Below are 15,437 nucleotides of genomic sequence, written 5' to 3' on the forward strand. Positions count from 1 at the left end.
TTTAATAATAGTTAAATGAAGCGCGTTAGACTTCTTAGACTTCTTAGACTTCAATGTCAAGATTTTGTCCACGATCTTGGCTCGCATTAAACTTACGTGGCTCTGCTGCAGATTCAGAGTTTTCAACGGGACGTTTGGTTGCGAACTCAGCCTGCGAATTTTTATGAACGCCGCCTTCAAGCGAGGTATCAATTGCAGCAGCTGGTTCTGAAAAACGAACGGTGCTCTGGAAAGATGTTGCATTTACATTCATACTAAAGACTTTCTCACATCTCTATTAAGTAAGTGTTAACATATATAGGGATGTTTTTGAGAACTTAAAGAGAAAATACTTTAAGTTCTGAGTTCGATCCGTTAATCAGTTCCTTTATATTTAATGTCGGAGAGCGTAAGCGTGGATAATAACGAAATCACCAGTGTAGAAAAATATCTTCGCCAAACCTTTGGTAATGAATCAATTGGCTTGGACCTTAAAACCAAAAAAGAAGATTCGATTGAAGTTACTCTTGGCGGAGAGTTTATTGGTGTTCTGTATCGGGACGATGAAGATGATGAGCTTTCTTACTCATTTAACATGGCGATCCTAGCAGACGATCTACCTAAATAATTTACCAAGTAAATTATTGCCTAAGCTTTGGTACATTTAACAAATTACCAATTTAAATAAGCTGTACAGGCATGAACTGTCGGGGTCAAATCTTTGATTTTACCTCGACGTTTATTTATCTCTTCAGTTTATTTCAGCTGTGCCTTTACTTGTTTGAGGCGCAATCAATACAAAGTGTTACCGTTGGGTCGAGTTCCAAACGCTTAACCTGAATTTCTTCATCACATTTTAGGCAATATCCAAAATTACCACTCTGAAGTCTGTTCAGTGTCATTTCTATTTTTTCGAGCTCAAGCTGCCGCCTTCTTTCCGATTCTAAAGACATGGCTTGAGACTGGAGGGCATCCATTCGTGAGAGCCTACCCATTTTTGTTTGGTCAAGCTCAACGACATTACGAGATTCAGCACTTGAAAGACGAAGATCACCGATCTCAGCTTTTCGTTTCTTTAAGTTTTGTGCAAATTTCTCTCGGTTAAATTGGATTTTTTCATCGGCCATGCCCATTTTGCCTTTCTTTGTGAAAAGCTATTATAGCAAATATATGACAATGATTAGTAAGAAATAGAAAACACCTCGAAAGAAGACAGGGGGACGGCCAAATGGGGGTTACCGTGAACAAGCCACGGCATGGCCTACGTCTTAATTCGAGGTGCTTGAAAAGACCATATCAAAGGGTTTTAAAAATTGTTGTGATGTTTTTGTGTTCTTGATCAAAACGTATTCATACTTAATTTTACATATATTATAGCTCTACGAGAGACTTGCTGGATAAAGCTTGTTGAGAAAGCCTGTTTCTTGAGTAATAAGTTCTTAACTATAGATTCTTTAAAGCAAAATTATATTTGTTAGAGAATCGAATAAACGATAATTATGCGTTTAAAGTGATTAAAAATTGAGTTCCAACAGCCTAATTATGCTAAAAAGTACCTTCAGTTGCTGCTTTTAAGATTTATCCACAGGTAATTTCATTTAAATTCATTTTTCTGAAATTTTTCGATTGCCCTTTCTGATTGGATCAGTATAAATCCCCTCAAGCAACAACGATGCGGTCGTGGCGGAATTGGTAGACGCGTAACGTTGAGGTCGTTATGGGCTAATAGCCCGTGGAGGTTCAAGTCCTCTCGACCGCACCATACTTTTATTGTTGCTTTGATAATGCCGATATTGATCCGCTAAGATCTTCTAGGCAAAGCCTGTGGGTGCATCTTAAAATGCGGCAATGGCGGAATTGGTAGACGCGCTAGCTTCAGGTGCTAGTTCTCGTAAGGGAGTGGAGGTTCAAGTCCTCTTTGCCGCACCATCCCACAGTTTCGATACCGATTGTTGGTTTTTGATTTCTAGGTATCTTTCAAACATTTCTTCCCTTGAAAACGACAGCATAAACAGCAATCTTTAAATGCATAAGATGCCATTTATCAATTGGCACCTAAACAGTTGTTTATGACGGAACCTTGATTCATGAAAGATACGGGTCGCAAGGCCAATAAGAAGCTGAAGCAATCTTTTGCCCAACGGCTTAGTAATTATCTTCTTGCGGGAGTTTTGATTACAGCACCTGTGACCATTACTCTTTGGTTAGCTTGGAAGGCGGTTACTTTTGTTGATAATCAGGTAACTCCTTTAATACCTGCAAACTGGAATCCGGAGCATTACCTTCCTTTTGGAGTACCTGGACTTGGGCTGGTGGTCATCCTTGTTGGATTGACATTAATTGGTTTTCTAACAGCAGGGTACATTGGGCGCCTTTTAATGCGTACCAGCGAAGGTATTGTGAAGCGATTACCCGTCGTCCGCGGCGTGTACAGCTGGACCAAGCAAGTTTTCGAAACTGTTCTATCCAAGAATTCGTCAGCATTTAATGAGGTTGTTCTTGTTGAATACCCTCACAAGGGGTGTTGGGCGGTTGGTTTTATTACGGGGAGGACCAAGGGCGAAGTTCAGAGCGTAACCGATAAGACCGTGATCAATGTATTTGTTCCGGCAACACCAAATCCGACAACAGGCTTTCTACTCTTTATTCCAGAACAGGATGTCCACTCTCTGGATATGACAGTGGAAGAGGGGATAAAATTGGTTATTTCGGCCGGTATTTTGTCTCCTTCTGAAATAAAGAGGCTAACGCGGGAAGAAAAAGAGAAGAAGGCCGTAGAAGAAGAGCAGGCGAGCCATAAGCCAAGCCTTCTGATGCGTCTACGAAACTATTTCTTTGCTGGCATGTTGGTTACAGCACCTATTGGACTTACTTTCTGGCTTGCTTGGGAAATAATAATTCTGATTGATAACTGGGTGCGCCCCTACATCCCGTTGAAATGGAACCCTGAGAGCTATCTTCCTTTTGCTATTCCAGGAATTGGGTTGTTTATTATCTTTTTAAGCCTGACACTTATTGGGTTTCTAACAGCTGGGATTGTTGGAAAAACACTTTTACGGATCAGTGAACGGTTGCTCGATCAAATGCCGGTTATCCGAACTGTTTATAGTGCTGTGAAGCAAATTATTGAAACCATCTTCCAAAAGCATTCAAATGCTTTTAGCGAAGTAGTTTTGTTTCAATATCCGCGCCCTGGATCATGGGCTCTTGGTTTTTATACCGGTGAATCCAATCGACTTATTAAAGATATATCGCAAGACGAGTCGATAAACATCTTTCTGCCGACAACTCCAAATCCGACATCAGGATTTTTACTTTTTGTACCGAAAAGAGAAACCAGAACCTTATCCATGACAGTGGAAGAAGGGATTAAAATGGTTGTGTCCGGGGGCATTGTGACGCCTGAAGATCATCGGATCGATCACGAGGATGATATAGAAGTGCAAAAGCCATTTGAATCGGCAGAAGATACTGATCCTAAAAATTCTGAAATCGATCAAAAAGAGGCTTCTTAAAATCTAGCCTGATTTTAAGTATTTAACTGCTGTGTCTCGTTCGAAGAGATACAGCAGTACACGTAAGGCTTGCCCTCTTTCTGATTTAAGCAGAGGGTCTTTGTCCATTATCAGCTTCGCGTCTTTGCGGGCAGTAGCTAAAAGTTCTCCATGACACGACAGATCGGCGACTTTGAATTCTGGGAGCCCACTTTGACGCGTGCCGAGAACCTCTCCTGCACCTCGCAGGCGAAGATCTTCTTCTGCAATGACAAATCCATCATCACTGTCTCTCATGATTGTCAGGCGCGCTTTACTGGTTTCACCAAGAGGACCTTGGTACAAAAGAATACAGGTTGATTTCTCACTGCCGCGACCAATGCGTCCTCTAAGTTGATGTAGTTGTGCCAAACCAAAGCGCTCGGCGTGTTCGATCACCATAATTGTTGCTTGAGGGACATCAACACCCACCTCAATAACAGTTGTCGCGATTAATAGATCAACGTTTCCCATGGAGAATTTCTCCATCACAGCGTCTTTTTCAGGCCCTTTCATGCGTCCATGAACAAGACCAACCCGATCACCAAAACGTTCCGCTAATTCCCGATAACGTTCTTCTGCGGCGGCAAGGTCTGATTTGTCGGATTCTTCGACCAGAGGACAAACCCAATATACCTTGGTTCCCTGTTCCAAGGACCGCGCAACGCCATTTATAACGTCAGCCAAACGTTCGACTGACACTGTGCGTGTATCAACGGGTTGTCTACCTGCTGGCTTTTCCGTTAAACGCGAAACCTCCATATCGCCATAGGCGGTGAGCATCAGAGTTCTCGGGATCGGAGTTGCTGTCATCACCAGCATATCAACACCGGCGCCTTTTTTTGCAAGAGAGAGTCGTTGGTGCACGCCGAAGCGATGTTGCTCATCAATCACAGCGAGGGCAAGATCTGAAAATACAATATCATCTTGAAAGAGTGCATGGGTGCCAATAATCATTTGAGTCGAACCATCGGCGATCGCTTCCAAAATGACTTTTCTAGCTTTTCCTTTGTCTCTTCCTGTTAAAATAACAAGGGAAATTCCAAGTTTTTCAGCAAAAGGTTTAAGGGTTTTATAATGTTGCCGGGCAAGGATCTCTGTCGGGGCCATAATAGCAGCCTGGAATCCGCTTTCTATCGCTGAAAGCATTGGAAATAGAGCTACTACGGTTTTACCGCTGCCTACGTCCCCCTGTACCAAACGTAACATCCTATTTGGACTTTCCATATCCTTGATGACGTCTTGTATGGCTTTGTCTTGAGATCGGGTTAGCTTAAAGGGCAGGATATCAGACATTTGTGCACGTAGAGTGCCATCACCTTTGATAATGCGACCCTTTGCGGCAGTTTGTTGTTCGCGCACAAGTGATATAGCGAGTTGGTTTGCGAGGAGTTCATCGTATGCGAGACGTTTTCTAAAAGGGGAAAATGCTGTTAACTCGTCATCAGATAGTGGTGTGTGTACTTTTTCGAGACATTCCCGCCAGCTTAGCCAGGATTCTTGTGCTCTGTAACTTTCATCCAACCACTCTGGCATGGCCGGTGTAAGGGCAAGTGAGGCTCTAATTGCTTTGCTTAAGGGTTTCAGGGTCACGCCAGCACTTAGCGGATATACAGGCTCAACAGTTTTTACGTCGGCTTCTTCTTCAATGGGAACCATGTGATCGGGGTGCGCCATCTGCAAAGTGTCACCAAAACGTTCAAGCTTACCACTGATTATGCGAATTTCTCCCGGGGGGAGAAGTTTCATCAGATAGTCACCACGGGCGTGGAAAAAAATAAGAAGAATTTCACCAGTGTGATCGTGACAGATAACCTTATAGGGGCTTCTGCGGTTGGGGGAGGGAATATGTCTTGATACCGTAACCTTAAGGGTCGCTACTCGATCGGAGATAGCGTCTTCAATGGTTGGCGCGTAACGTCGATCGACCATCCCAACAGGTAGATGCCAACAAAGATCAAGCACACGGGGGCCAGCAAGCTTTTCGTAGAGCGAACTTAACCTAGGTCCAACACCCTGAAGAGTTGATACCGGTGTAAAAAGTGGAAAGAGAATTTCTGGGCGCACGGGCTTTAACTTGCAGAATATGAGGAGGATGTTTATTAAATGTTCTAGTTATGTTTCCTATATCATACCTTTTTGTGCAAGCGAAACGAACAAGCAAATATTATTCTTTTACAGGTGAGATTCTATGAGTTCAGGAGCCAACAGCGATTTGGATAATAGACGAAAGCAACTCCGGTTCCGGAGTTGGCATCGAGGCACTCAAGAAGCTGATCTTATAATCGGAAGCTTTGCAGATCAAAATGTGGGGCAAATGAACATGGAAGAATTGAATCTCTTTGAGCGTGTTCTCGAAATTCCAGATCCCGTGCTTTATGACTGGATCATTGGTAATTCAGCACCAACAGAGAATATGCACAACAAGGTGTTGGATGACCTTTTGAGCTTTAAGTATACCCCAAAAAAACGTTAGATAATATATCTGGCAGGGCTGATTGCTTAATTGTTCTGTAAAATTATATCACCAAAAATATGACCGTTAGATACAAAGAAATATTATTGTGAAAACACTTGCTACACGGCTCCAGGCCGCTGACCGTTATCAAATTTCATCTGTTCCAGAAGGGTATGATGCACAGCTTCTCTCTGAACTGGCCATTGAACTTGCCCCAAGGCCAGTATTACATATTGCTCTTGATGATAATCGTTTAGCTGTTTTGGCAGAATTGCTTCAATTTTTTGCACCTAATCTGGAAGTCATCGAAATTCCAGCTTGGGATTGTTTACCATATGATCGTGTCAGTCCTCACAAAGATATTCTCGCCGCGCGTATTGACGCGTTTGCCAAACTTTTAGCAACACCGACACCCAAAACCGGTCGTTTGATCCTAACGACTATATCTTCATCTCTCCAGCGTGTTCCTCCGAGAGAACTCTTTAAAAACAGAACACTGGTTGCAAGCCCTGGAGTGGAAATCAAAACCGAGCAACTGCTCAAGTTTTTCTCAACCAACGGCTATCTTCGCGCAGATACAGTTAGTGAATCTGGTGAATTTGCTGTTCGTGGGGGGATTGTTGATGTTTTCCCTCCCGGAGAAGAAAGCCCGCTACGTCTCGATTTTTTTGGAGATGAACTCGATACGCTAAGACGCTTTGATCCACTGACCCAACGCACCACTGGTGAAGCTGAAATTCTCGAGTTGAAGCCAGTTGGGGAAGCTATCCTTGACGAAAAGACAATTGAGAGTTTTCGAAAAGGCTACCGGGAAACTTTTGGCGCTGTTGCGAAGGAAGATCCTTTGTATGAAGCCATATCTGAAGGGCGTCAGTATCCTGGTATGGAGCATTGGCTTCCGTTATTTTATGGTGAGCTTGAGACAATTTTTGATTATTTGCCAGAGGCTGTGATCACCCTTGATGGCCAAGCCGAAGAAGCGAGAGACGCCCGCATAGAATCGATTACCGATTTTTTTCAAGCCAGAAAGTCCATGGAAAGCTCGTCAGAAGGAGGCTGGGTTTATAAACCGGTACCTATGCAGCGGTTGTTTCTGTCCAAAGATGACTGGGATGGTGTTCTCTCTGTCCGTAGTACGACGCAGTTCTCTACTTTTGCCCTGCCGGACCATGTCGAAAACTTAATTGAAGCAGAAGGCAAGCTGGGTAAAGACTTCTCGGAATCAAGAAACCGGGAAGACGTCAATGTCTTAGATGACGTTCGAGATTATATTCGTCTCCAACAAAACGACGGGAAAAAGATCGTTGTAACCGGCTATACAGATGGCTCTCGCGATCGCTTGATTTCCATGTTCCATGAGCATGACATTACCAATACCGATGTTCTGCGAGACTGGAAGACGCTTAAAAAGACCATGCGCAAGCAGGTCCAGTTCTTAACTCTCGGGCTGGAGAGAGGGGTTGTTACGCCTAAAGTTGTGTTTATTACCGAGCAGGACATTCTCGGCGAACGCATGGCACGGGCACAAAAACGACGCCGAAAGTCAGATAATTTCCTTAAAGAGGTTTCGTCTCTTCAAGATAAAGATTTTGTCGTTCATATGGAACACGGGATCGGCCAGTACATTGGGCTGGAAACCGTAGATGTTGGCGGCGCACCGCACGATTGCCTTAAGGTTCTTTATCATGGGGGCGATAAGCTTTTTGTTCCTGTTGAAAATATTGAAATCCTCTCGCGTTATGGTTCTGAAGATAGTGGTGCTGAACTTGATCGTTTGGGCGGTGTTGCCTGGCAGGCAAAAAAAGCGCGGGTCAAAGAACGTATTCGTGCGATTGCTCACCAACTTATCGGCATTGCAGCCAATCGTCTGTTGCGCAAGGCAGATACCATCGAAGTTCCTGAAGGAATTTATGATGAATTCGCCGCACGGTTTCCTTACCCAGAAACAGAAGATCAGCTGAATGCAATAGAAGATGTGTTTGGCGATTTACGATCTGGTCGACCAATGGACCGATTGGTTTGTGGCGATGTTGGCTTTGGAAAAACAGAAGTTGCCCTGCGCGCGGCATTTATTGCTGTGATGAGTGGCAAGCAAGTTGCTGTTGTTGTTCCTACGACCCTGTTGGCACGACAGCACTACCGTACCTTCCTGGAACGCTTTAAGGGGTTACCTGTTCGTATTGGGCAGTTATCTCGTTTGGCTACGGCTAAAGAACAGACTGAAACCAAGAAAGGCCTTGCGGAGGGTACTGTTGAGATCGTTGTCGGAACCCACGCTGTTTTTTCAAAGAATATGAAGTTCTCTGATCTTGGTCTTCTTATTGTTGATGAAGAGCAGCATTTTGGGGTTAAGCAAAAAGAACGCCTTAAAGAACTTCGCTCTGATGTTCACGTACTGACTTTAACGGCAACACCTATTCCACGGACTTTACAGATGGCAATGTCTGGCGTGAAGGAGATGAGCCTGATAGCGACACCTCCGGTAGATCGTCTGGCTGTACGTACTTTTGTTCTGCCTTTTGACCCCGTCATTATTCGCGAAGCTATTTTGAGAGAACACTTTAGAGGGGGCCAAACGTTCTATGTTTGTCCAAGACTGTCTGATTTAAAAGATTTACACGAACGCCTCAAAAAACTGGTTCCTGAAGTAAAAATTTGTATTGCTCATGGTCAATTGCCAGCGAGTGAACTCGAAGACGTCATGACGGCGTTCTGTGATCATCAGTACGATGTCTTGCTTTCAACCAGTATTATTGAATCTGGTTTGGATATTCCTAGTGCGAACACAATGCTGGTACACCGCGCGGATATGTTTGGTCTCGCGCAGCTTTATCAAATCCGGGGTCGTATCGGACGTTCAAAAATTCGAGGATATTGTTACCTCACGCTGCCTGTTGGCAAGCTGTTGAGCAAAACTGCGGAGCGACGGTTAGAGGTCATGCAAACGTTGGATAATCTTGGCGCAGGGTTTAATCTGGCAAGTCACGATATGGATATTCGTGGGGCAGGGAACCTGGTTGGGGATGAACAGTCCGGGCATATAAAAGAGGTCGGGGTTGAGCTTTATCAGCAAATGTTAGAAGAAGCGGTCGCCACACTGAGAAATGATGAAGGTGAAGGCGAAGAAGATCAGGCGTGGTCGCCACAAATCAATATTGGAACCTCTGTTCTTATTCCTGATCGTTATGTGGCTGATCTAAACGTACGCTTGGGACTCTACAGGCGTTTATCTTCACTTGTAAGTCGAACCGAAATTGATGGCTTTGCTGCGGAACTTATCGATCGTTTTGGAGATTTACCCGAAGAGGTTGAAAACCTTTTACAGGTCATGTTGATCAAAGGGCTTTGCAAATCTAGTGGCGTAGAGAAAGTTGATGCAGGCCCTAAAGGAGCCGTAGTCTCCTTCCGAAATGATAGTTTCGAAAATCCATCAGCGCTGATTATGTTTATTCAAGAGCAAGTCGGTACCGTGAAAATTCGTCCAGACCATAAACTGGTATACAGACGCGCATGGGATGATGCTGGAAGCCGTCTAAAAGGTGTTAAATCTATGATGGAAGAGTTGGTGAAGATTGCTAAATCAACCTAGATTGATGCTGGTTTAGTTACGATCTATAGAAAAATGTTTATTAGCTACTTGGTCGCAGGCAGAAATTACTCATGAATTTTCTACCTGCGATTTCTATTGAAGTGCCGTGGTACCATCGCTTCAATATGTTTATTGACGATTTGGATGAATAGTCAATTTTGCGAGTAATTATCAAATCAATTGATTTGAGTTAATTTCTCCTTTATTCAAGTCGTATCAGTTTCGGACTGCAGACCGCTCAATCAATATCTGCAGATATCAAGAATTATAAAGCTTATACAGGGAGCTCAATTTATGAAAAAGTTACTTCTGGGTCTTTTGGCTGGTGTAACTCTGTCTTCTTTTTCGGGATTTGCACAGGCTGAAACTACGTTGCGGTTAACGTTACAGTTACCTTTGACACATCCTCTTGGGCAAAATGTTGCGAGTTTTAAAGAGGAAGTTGAGCGGGAGACAAATGGTGAAGTGAAGATTGAAATCTTCCCCTCGGCTCAATTATTCAAAGATAAAGACGTTCCTCAGGCTGTCGCATCTGGTGCGATTGAAATGGGGGTTGCATCTTTAACGCGTTTTGTTGGAACTGTACCTGCTGTTGATGCCTTTTATGTTCCTTTCCTTTTTGATAGCTCTGATAAAATTAAAGCTGCTGCTGCTCCGGGAAGTTCAATTCGAAAAATTCTTGATCCAGCAATTGAAGAGACTGGTGCTAAGCCTTTATGGTACCAAGCATTTGGTGGTGCTGTTGTTTTAACTAAAGGTGATAAGCCAATTGTTGTTCCAGAAGATGCCAAGGGGTTGAAGATCAGATCTTTTGGCGCAACAATTTCTGATACAATTGAAGCAATTGGTGCTGCTCCAACAATTATGTCTGGCTCAAAACAGTTTCTTGCATATCAAAATGGTACAGTTGATGCGGGTATGACAGGCATTACGGCCGTACAATCCAGAAAGCTCTATGAGGTTATGGATTACCTGACTTTGACCAATCACGCTGACATTGAATTTATTGTGGTTATCAACAACGATGTATGGAAAGCGCTATCGGATTCAGAGCGTGCAATAATAAGTAAAGCTGGAAAACGTGTTGAAGAAGAATTACGGACTTCTATCATCAATAAAGAAAATGCTGCCCGTGAATTCTTAGCTGATAAAATTAAAATTATCGAGCTGACAGACGAACAAAGAGCTGTTTGGAAAAAATCTACAGCGTCTGTTGTTAAGGCTTATGTGGAAAGAGCAGGAGCCAGAGGACAAGCGATCGTTACCGAAGCCGGTAAGTTATAATCAGTATCTAAATTTATGGAATTAAATCAGGAGTAACATCGGTACTTACTCCTGATTTAATCTTTATTCGGTTAGATAATTAGCATCGCACTTCATTCTGGTATTTTTCATGAAACTACTTAAAGAAATCTCCAAAGCTATTGATAATACGACACGTTGTTCTGGAATTATTACAGCATGGATGTTCGTTTTTGTCGGCTTTTTCGTGACTTATGAAGTGGTGATGCGCAAATTTGGCATGCCGACAAAGTGGACAGAAGAATTCTCTCAAATTGCACAAATATGGTGTGTTTATCTGGGGGTGTCGTTTGCTTTGCAAAAAAGAAGTTTAATTATTGTGGATATTATCGGCGATAATATCAGCGTCACTGTACGTAAAGTTTTGGATATATTTGCCCTTACTCTTACTGCTCTATTCTGTATTCTTGCGAGTATTAATAGTTTTAAGGACATCGGTTATTCCCTTAAAACCTCTGCGACAACGGATAGTGTCTTGGCAATTCCCATGTGGATTATTCAAATCTCCTTACCAATCGGTCTTGGTTTACTTTTTCTCCAGTGTATTTCTGAAATTTATAAAACATTCACAGGGTCGGAAGTCGTGTCCAGTGAATTAGATCTTGTGGAATAGGAAGAGATTATGGACACGATTTTTATTCTATTCGCTCTCATCTGTTTGTTACTTCTCAGAGTACCTGTCGCGATTGCTATGGCTTCTCTTGGGGCTATTTTACTGTGGCTTAAAGGCTTACCTATGATCATGGTAAGTCAGTTTATGATTTCTGGGGTTGATAGCTTTGAGCTTCTCGCTGTTCCTCTGTTTTTGTTAATGTCTCATATTTTATTGGTTGGCGGCATTGGTTCTGATTTATTTAGAGCTGTTCAGTCCTGGGTTGGTCACTGGCCTGGAGGGCTGGCTGTCGCGACTGTTATTACCTGCGCTCTCTTTGCAGCTATTTCAGGATCTTCTGTTGCAACTGCTGCGACTGTTGGCACTGTCGTTATTGTTGAAATGACACAAAGGGGCTATCCAAAATTCTTTGTCTTAGGCTTGGTTGCAGCAGGTGGAACACTTGGTATTTTAATTCCACCATCCATTCCTATGATCATTTACGGTGTGATCACTGAAGCATCTATCCCTAAATTGTTTTTGGCCGGGATAGGCCCAGGGCTATTCCTTGCGAGTATGTTTATTTTTTATAGCTTCATGTTTGCCAAGTTTAACAAAAACTATAGTCGTTCAAAAAAAGCCACTAGAGAAGAAAGAGTAACCGCTACAATATCTGCCCTACCAGTTGTATTTATCGCCTTTGTGGTTGTCGGAGGCATCTATGGAGGGCTGTTTACACCGAGTGAAGCTGCAGGTGTCGGTTTCGTTCTCTCACTGGCGATTGTTCTCGCAAAGCGTAAAAACACTTTTGGTGATATTCACACAGCAGCCATGGCTGCAATGAAAACAACAGTAACCATCTTATTAATTGTGGCGGCAGCCGCACTTTTTGGAAAATCCATTACGATTTATCAGATTCCTCAGGATATAACAGCGTTTGTCGCTACTGCTTTTGCCGAACCTTGGCTCTTTACACTGATTATTTGTATTGTCTTGCTGGTCATGGGGTTGTTTCTTGAGTCTTTGAGTATGCTCTTGATTATGATGCCCGTTCTTATTGAATCTCTGGCCCCTATGGGGTTACATCCAATTTGGTTTGGAATCATGTTTGTTATCATGATTGAGTGTGCCTTGATAACGCCGCCCGTTGGCATGAACCTTTTTGTGGTTCAAGCCGTGGGCAAGGCGAAACTATCAGAAGTTATTCAAGGTGTATGGCCTTTTGTTCTGATTATGCTCAGTACAGCAGTTTTGCTCTGGTTTATTCCCGGAATGGCTATGTATCTCCCGTATATGTAGTATATGAGACATAATTTATTGTGTATGCCGCATGCTTTTGTCGGAAGAACTATTTCTCTTCATTCTGTTGTTGGAAACCTATATCAAGCATTTGGGCAAGGGTATCGGGGCTCTGGGCTCCGGGTAAAATGTGTTGTCTGTTGACAATAAAACAAGGCACCCCGGTTAAGCCAAGCGACCGGGCGTTTTGATCTGTGAAAAGGACGTCTTCATGACCTTGATCGCTATCTAAATAGGATTCTGCCCCGGTTAGGTCAGTTTCAGTCGCGATCGTTAGCAGGACATCCCTTTCACCAATGTTCTTTCCTTCTAGAAAATAGCTCTCAAACAAACGCTCCATGACTTGGTCCTGTTTGTTCTGTTCTCTGGCCAATAAGGAAAGACGATGCGCTTCTACAGTATTTGGTGTTTTTTTGATTTGTTCAAATTTGAAATTAATCCCGTCAGTTAATCCCGCAGCCGCAATTTGGCTATAAAATTGCGTGGCATTTGCGCGACCACCAAATTTTTTATCAAGATAGGCTTGGCGATCCATGCCTTCGTCTGGCATATCCGGGTTTAATTGAAAAGTGAGCCAACGTGCCTTTACGTCAAAATGAGGGCGTTGAGCCTGGGCTTTTTGAAACCTCTTTAAGCCGATGTAACACCAAGGACAGATTGGGTCGGAATAGATATCGATTTCGATAGATGTTTTCTTCATGCGAGTAACAAGCCTTTAGAGAGAAGTTTTGATATCAGATTTCGTTTGTGGATTTGCCTGTGCCTTTGATATGAGAAAGGCGTTATGATTCTCATATTTGTATATGCTTTTAGGGCCATGCAGTGGAACAAGTACTTTCTGACAATATTAAATTGGATGCTTTGGCTGAGTTTGTTGGTCAAGCTCTTGGCCGTCAAGGGTTGGTCATCAATAACATGTTCACAATGTCCGGAGGTGCTATTCAAGAAAATTGGCGGCTGGACTATAAGTGCGCTTCTGGAGAACAGGGTTGCGTTGTTATTCGGGCTGATGCAGCAACATGTGTGCCAGGCAGTCACAGCAAGAGGAATGAATTTGATATTTTATCCTTTGTCTGGCGCGCGGGGGTAAGGGTGCCGAGGCCGTTGGCATTGTGCGAAGATCAGACCCTTATGGGGCGACCTTTCGTTTTAATGGAGTATTTGCCGGGCACTACAAATTTTGAGCAGATCAGGGCCTTTGGCATGGGCGAAGCACTTGGTTTTGAACTAGGTGTAGAACTCGCTCAATTGCATCGTCTGCTTCCCGATGAATTGTCGTTTCTTAAAAAATCCGCTTACTCTCCGGTAGAAGATCTCATCGATCGTTATCGTGTTTTCTTTGATGATAGAGAAGGATGTAACTCTGTGGCAGAGTGGGCCATGCGTTGGTGTCTGGTGCAGCAGGAAACACGACCAGTCTTGCCTGAAGTTCTTGTGCATGGGGATTTTAGGACGGCTAATTATCTGGTTACACGCGACGGGCTTGTTGGGCTGCTTGACTGGGAGTTTTCTGGGTGGGGAGATCCCTACAGTGATCTCGGATGGTTCTGTGCGCGGTGTTGGAGATATGGCCATGAAGTAACCCCCGCAGGGGGGATTTCGACCCGGGAAAGTTTTTATAAAGGATATACTTCGGTTACCGGGGAGGACGTCGACCACAACCAAGTTTTGTTCTGGGAAGTTATGTCATTATTACGTTGGCTGGTAATCGCTATTCAACAAGGTGATCGGAACTTTGTTGACGGTGAAAATGATTTAGAGCTTGGCTTAACTGGCTTAGTTAGACCTTTTGAAATCGAAATGATGTTGCTGGAAATGACTGCGCCGTGTCATTGGCCAAATAAAATTGACGATATAATGGAGGGCGAAGATGCGTATTCTTAGTGAGAAATTGTTAAAGCAAGCGGAGAAGATTACTGAAGATAAATTGTTAAAAAATGTTGTTTTACATTCAAACGAAGAGAAAGCCATTAATCGCATTACACGTATTTTTAATTCTCTTAACTCAGCCAACAATAAGGCATTAGACGTTTTCAATGCTGACTTTATGGACGAAGAAGTTTCAAAAGATATTAGGCTAGGTATATATGATGGAGATAACTGTCTTTATCAAAAGCTTTTTCGAAGAACTCATTCAAAACTGAAAATTATTAGCCCAGAAAGTTTAAAGGGCTATGTTGGATTGCTCGATTAATCAGATTACGTTTAGAAAAAAAATACAAAGATAAAATTTATATTACCTTGTTGTTTGTTATAGATAATTTAGAAATCAAAAAAACAACCCTTCCTTATGTTCTCTTTTTGTTCTTGACGTAAGTATATATGTTCTGGCATAAGTGTTCTTGTAATGTTCTGCATGACGCGATTTATCGAACAGGAGATTTAAATGAGAGACGAAACATCAATGTTGGATTATCTTTTGAGTAGTTTAGTTGCATTTGGAAGTTTCGGGTTTTTCCTTTTCGTATTGTCTTATGGCTGGCTTACTGCTTTTCAAGTGATGGCCCAGTAATTAAATTATTTACAGTATCTATATTATGTATTGATACTGTTACGTTTCTATTCACGCATGAATACTGTTTTCTTTCATACATGATTTCTGTGTCGCATATAACAAGCTGGAAACTTAAGCACAAAAAAAGGATTGCAGAATTTCTTCTTCAATCCTTTTTCGCGTTTTGTCAG

Annotated in this window: 14 protein-coding genes and 2 tRNA genes; 12 read left to right on the forward strand and 4 right to left on the reverse strand. The window is 42.8% G+C overall.

Features of this window, described 5'->3' with window-relative positions; translation table 11 throughout:
* Nucleotides 1-43 precede the first annotated feature (43 nt).
* The gene (locus tag ACFSKO_RS17920) at nt 44-253 is read right to left on the reverse strand and encodes a hypothetical protein (RefSeq protein WP_380254180.1); all 210 of its coding nucleotides are present in this window, start codon (nt 251-253) and stop codon (nt 44-46) included.
* A 141-nt stretch (nt 254-394) separates the two neighbouring features.
* On the opposite strand from ACFSKO_RS17920, the gene ACFSKO_RS17925 reads away from it, so the two are divergent.
* Nucleotides 395-607, forward strand: coding sequence for a DUF3126 family protein (locus ACFSKO_RS17925; RefSeq protein WP_380254182.1), 213 nt, complete (start codon nt 395-397; stop codon nt 605-607).
* A gap of 145 nt (nt 608-752) precedes the next feature.
* Here ACFSKO_RS17925 and ACFSKO_RS17930 read toward each other — a convergent pair whose 3' ends face one another.
* Nucleotides 753-1,106 (reverse strand): TraR/DksA family transcriptional regulator, encoded by a 354-nt coding sequence (locus ACFSKO_RS17930; protein ID WP_380254184.1) that lies wholly within the window; start codon nt 1,104-1,106, stop codon nt 753-755.
* Between the two features lie 547 nt (nt 1,107-1,653).
* On the opposite strand from ACFSKO_RS17930, the gene ACFSKO_RS17935 reads away from it, so the two are divergent.
* The 3 genes from ACFSKO_RS17935 (at nt 1,654) to ACFSKO_RS17945 (ending at nt 3,494) form a co-directional block, all read left to right on the forward strand.
* Nucleotides 1,654-1,741: transfer RNA gene (locus ACFSKO_RS17935), tRNA-Leu, on the forward strand.
* 80 nt (nt 1,742-1,821) lie between these two features.
* Nucleotides 1,822-1,908 (forward strand) — tRNA-Leu (locus ACFSKO_RS17940).
* Between the two features lie 158 nt (nt 1,909-2,066).
* Nucleotides 2,067-3,494 carry a DUF502 domain-containing protein gene (locus ACFSKO_RS17945; RefSeq protein WP_380254186.1) on the forward strand — a complete coding sequence of 476 codons (1,428 nt, stop codon included), beginning with the start codon at nt 2,067-2,069 and terminating at the stop codon, nt 3,492-3,494.
* Nucleotides 3,495-3,497: 3 nt separating this feature from the next.
* Here the strand turns inward: ACFSKO_RS17945 and recG are convergent, their stop codons facing one another.
* Nucleotides 3,498-5,579, reverse strand: coding sequence for an ATP-dependent DNA helicase RecG (recG, locus tag ACFSKO_RS17950; RefSeq protein WP_380254188.1), 2,082 nt, complete (start codon nt 5,577-5,579; stop codon nt 3,498-3,500).
* 124 nt (nt 5,580-5,703) lie between these two features.
* On the opposite strand from recG, the gene ACFSKO_RS17955 reads away from it, so the two are divergent.
* The 5 genes from ACFSKO_RS17955 (at nt 5,704) to ACFSKO_RS17975 (ending at nt 12,752) form a co-directional block, all read left to right on the forward strand.
* Entirely contained in the window at nt 5,704-5,988 is a 285-nt protein-coding gene (locus ACFSKO_RS17955; protein ID WP_380254190.1) for an FAD assembly factor SdhE, read from the forward strand.
* An 88-nt stretch (nt 5,989-6,076) separates the two neighbouring features.
* Entirely contained in the window at nt 6,077-9,559 is a 3,483-nt protein-coding gene (gene mfd / locus ACFSKO_RS17960) for a transcription-repair coupling factor (RefSeq protein WP_380254192.1), read from the forward strand.
* A gap of 294 nt (nt 9,560-9,853) precedes the next feature.
* A complete protein-coding gene (locus ACFSKO_RS17965) occupies nt 9,854-10,843 on the forward strand; it encodes a TRAP transporter substrate-binding protein (protein ID WP_380254194.1) in 990 nt (329 codons plus the stop codon).
* Between the two features lie 109 nt (nt 10,844-10,952).
* Entirely contained in the window at nt 10,953-11,474 is a 522-nt protein-coding gene (locus tag ACFSKO_RS17970) for a TRAP transporter small permease (RefSeq protein ID WP_380254196.1), read from the forward strand.
* A gap of 9 nt (nt 11,475-11,483) precedes the next feature.
* A complete protein-coding gene (locus ACFSKO_RS17975) occupies nt 11,484-12,752 on the forward strand; it encodes a TRAP transporter large permease (RefSeq protein ID WP_380254198.1) in 1,269 nt (422 codons plus the stop codon).
* A gap of 49 nt (nt 12,753-12,801) precedes the next feature.
* Here the strand turns inward: ACFSKO_RS17975 and ACFSKO_RS17980 are convergent, their stop codons facing one another.
* Nucleotides 12,802-13,452, reverse strand: coding sequence for a DsbA family oxidoreductase (locus ACFSKO_RS17980; protein ID WP_380254201.1), 651 nt, complete (start codon nt 13,450-13,452; stop codon nt 12,802-12,804).
* A gap of 122 nt (nt 13,453-13,574) precedes the next feature.
* On the opposite strand from ACFSKO_RS17980, the gene ACFSKO_RS17985 reads away from it, so the two are divergent.
* The 3 genes from ACFSKO_RS17985 to ACFSKO_RS17995 all read left to right on the forward strand — a co-directional run bounded on the left by ACFSKO_RS17985 (nt 13,575) and on the right by ACFSKO_RS17995 (nt 15,264).
* Nucleotides 13,575-14,636, forward strand: coding sequence for a phosphotransferase family protein (locus ACFSKO_RS17985; RefSeq protein ID WP_380254203.1), 1,062 nt, complete (start codon nt 13,575-13,577; stop codon nt 14,634-14,636).
* Nucleotides 14,623-14,946, forward strand: a complete 324-nt coding sequence (locus tag ACFSKO_RS17990; RefSeq protein WP_380254205.1) for a hypothetical protein — start codon at nt 14,623-14,625, stop codon at nt 14,944-14,946. The genes ACFSKO_RS17985 and ACFSKO_RS17990 overlap by 14 nt, the downstream gene beginning before the upstream one ends.
* A 192-nt stretch (nt 14,947-15,138) precedes the next feature.
* Complete coding sequence (locus ACFSKO_RS17995) at nt 15,139-15,264, forward strand: hypothetical protein (protein WP_380254207.1); 126 nt, start codon at nt 15,139-15,141, stop codon at nt 15,262-15,264.
* Nucleotides 15,265-15,437: the final 173 nt, after the last annotated feature.

Origin of the sequence: Kiloniella antarctica (genome assembly GCF_042682825.1) — a bacterium.
GTDB lineage: Bacteria > Pseudomonadota > Alphaproteobacteria > Kiloniellales > Kiloniellaceae > Kiloniella > Kiloniella antarctica.

Coding starts and splice junctions, on each gene's coding strand:
- ACFSKO_RS17970 (WP_380254196.1), top strand. CDS start 10,953: ATGAAACTACTTAAAGAAATCTCCAAAGCTATTGATAATACGACACGT.
- ACFSKO_RS17990 (WP_380254205.1), top strand. CDS start 14,623: ATGCGTATTCTTAGTGAGAAATTGTTAAAGCAAGCGGAGAAGATTACT.
- ACFSKO_RS17920 (WP_380254180.1), bottom strand. CDS start 253: ATGAATGTAAATGCAACATCTTTCCAGAGCACCGTTCGTTTTTCAGAA.
- ACFSKO_RS17995 (WP_380254207.1), top strand. CDS start 15,139: ATGAGAGACGAAACATCAATGTTGGATTATCTTTTGAGTAGTTTAGTT.
- ACFSKO_RS17930 (WP_380254184.1), bottom strand. CDS start 1,106: ATGGCCGATGAAAAAATCCAATTTAACCGAGAGAAATTTGCACAAAAC.
- ACFSKO_RS17975 (WP_380254198.1), top strand. CDS start 11,484: ATGGACACGATTTTTATTCTATTCGCTCTCATCTGTTTGTTACTTCTC.
- ACFSKO_RS17965 (WP_380254194.1), top strand. CDS start 9,854: ATGAAAAAGTTACTTCTGGGTCTTTTGGCTGGTGTAACTCTGTCTTCT.
- ACFSKO_RS17955 (WP_380254190.1), top strand. CDS start 5,704: ATGAGTTCAGGAGCCAACAGCGATTTGGATAATAGACGAAAGCAACTC.
- ACFSKO_RS17980 (WP_380254201.1), bottom strand. CDS start 13,452: ATGAAGAAAACATCTATCGAAATCGATATCTATTCCGACCCAATCTGT.
- ACFSKO_RS17945 (WP_380254186.1), top strand. CDS start 2,067: ATGAAAGATACGGGTCGCAAGGCCAATAAGAAGCTGAAGCAATCTTTT.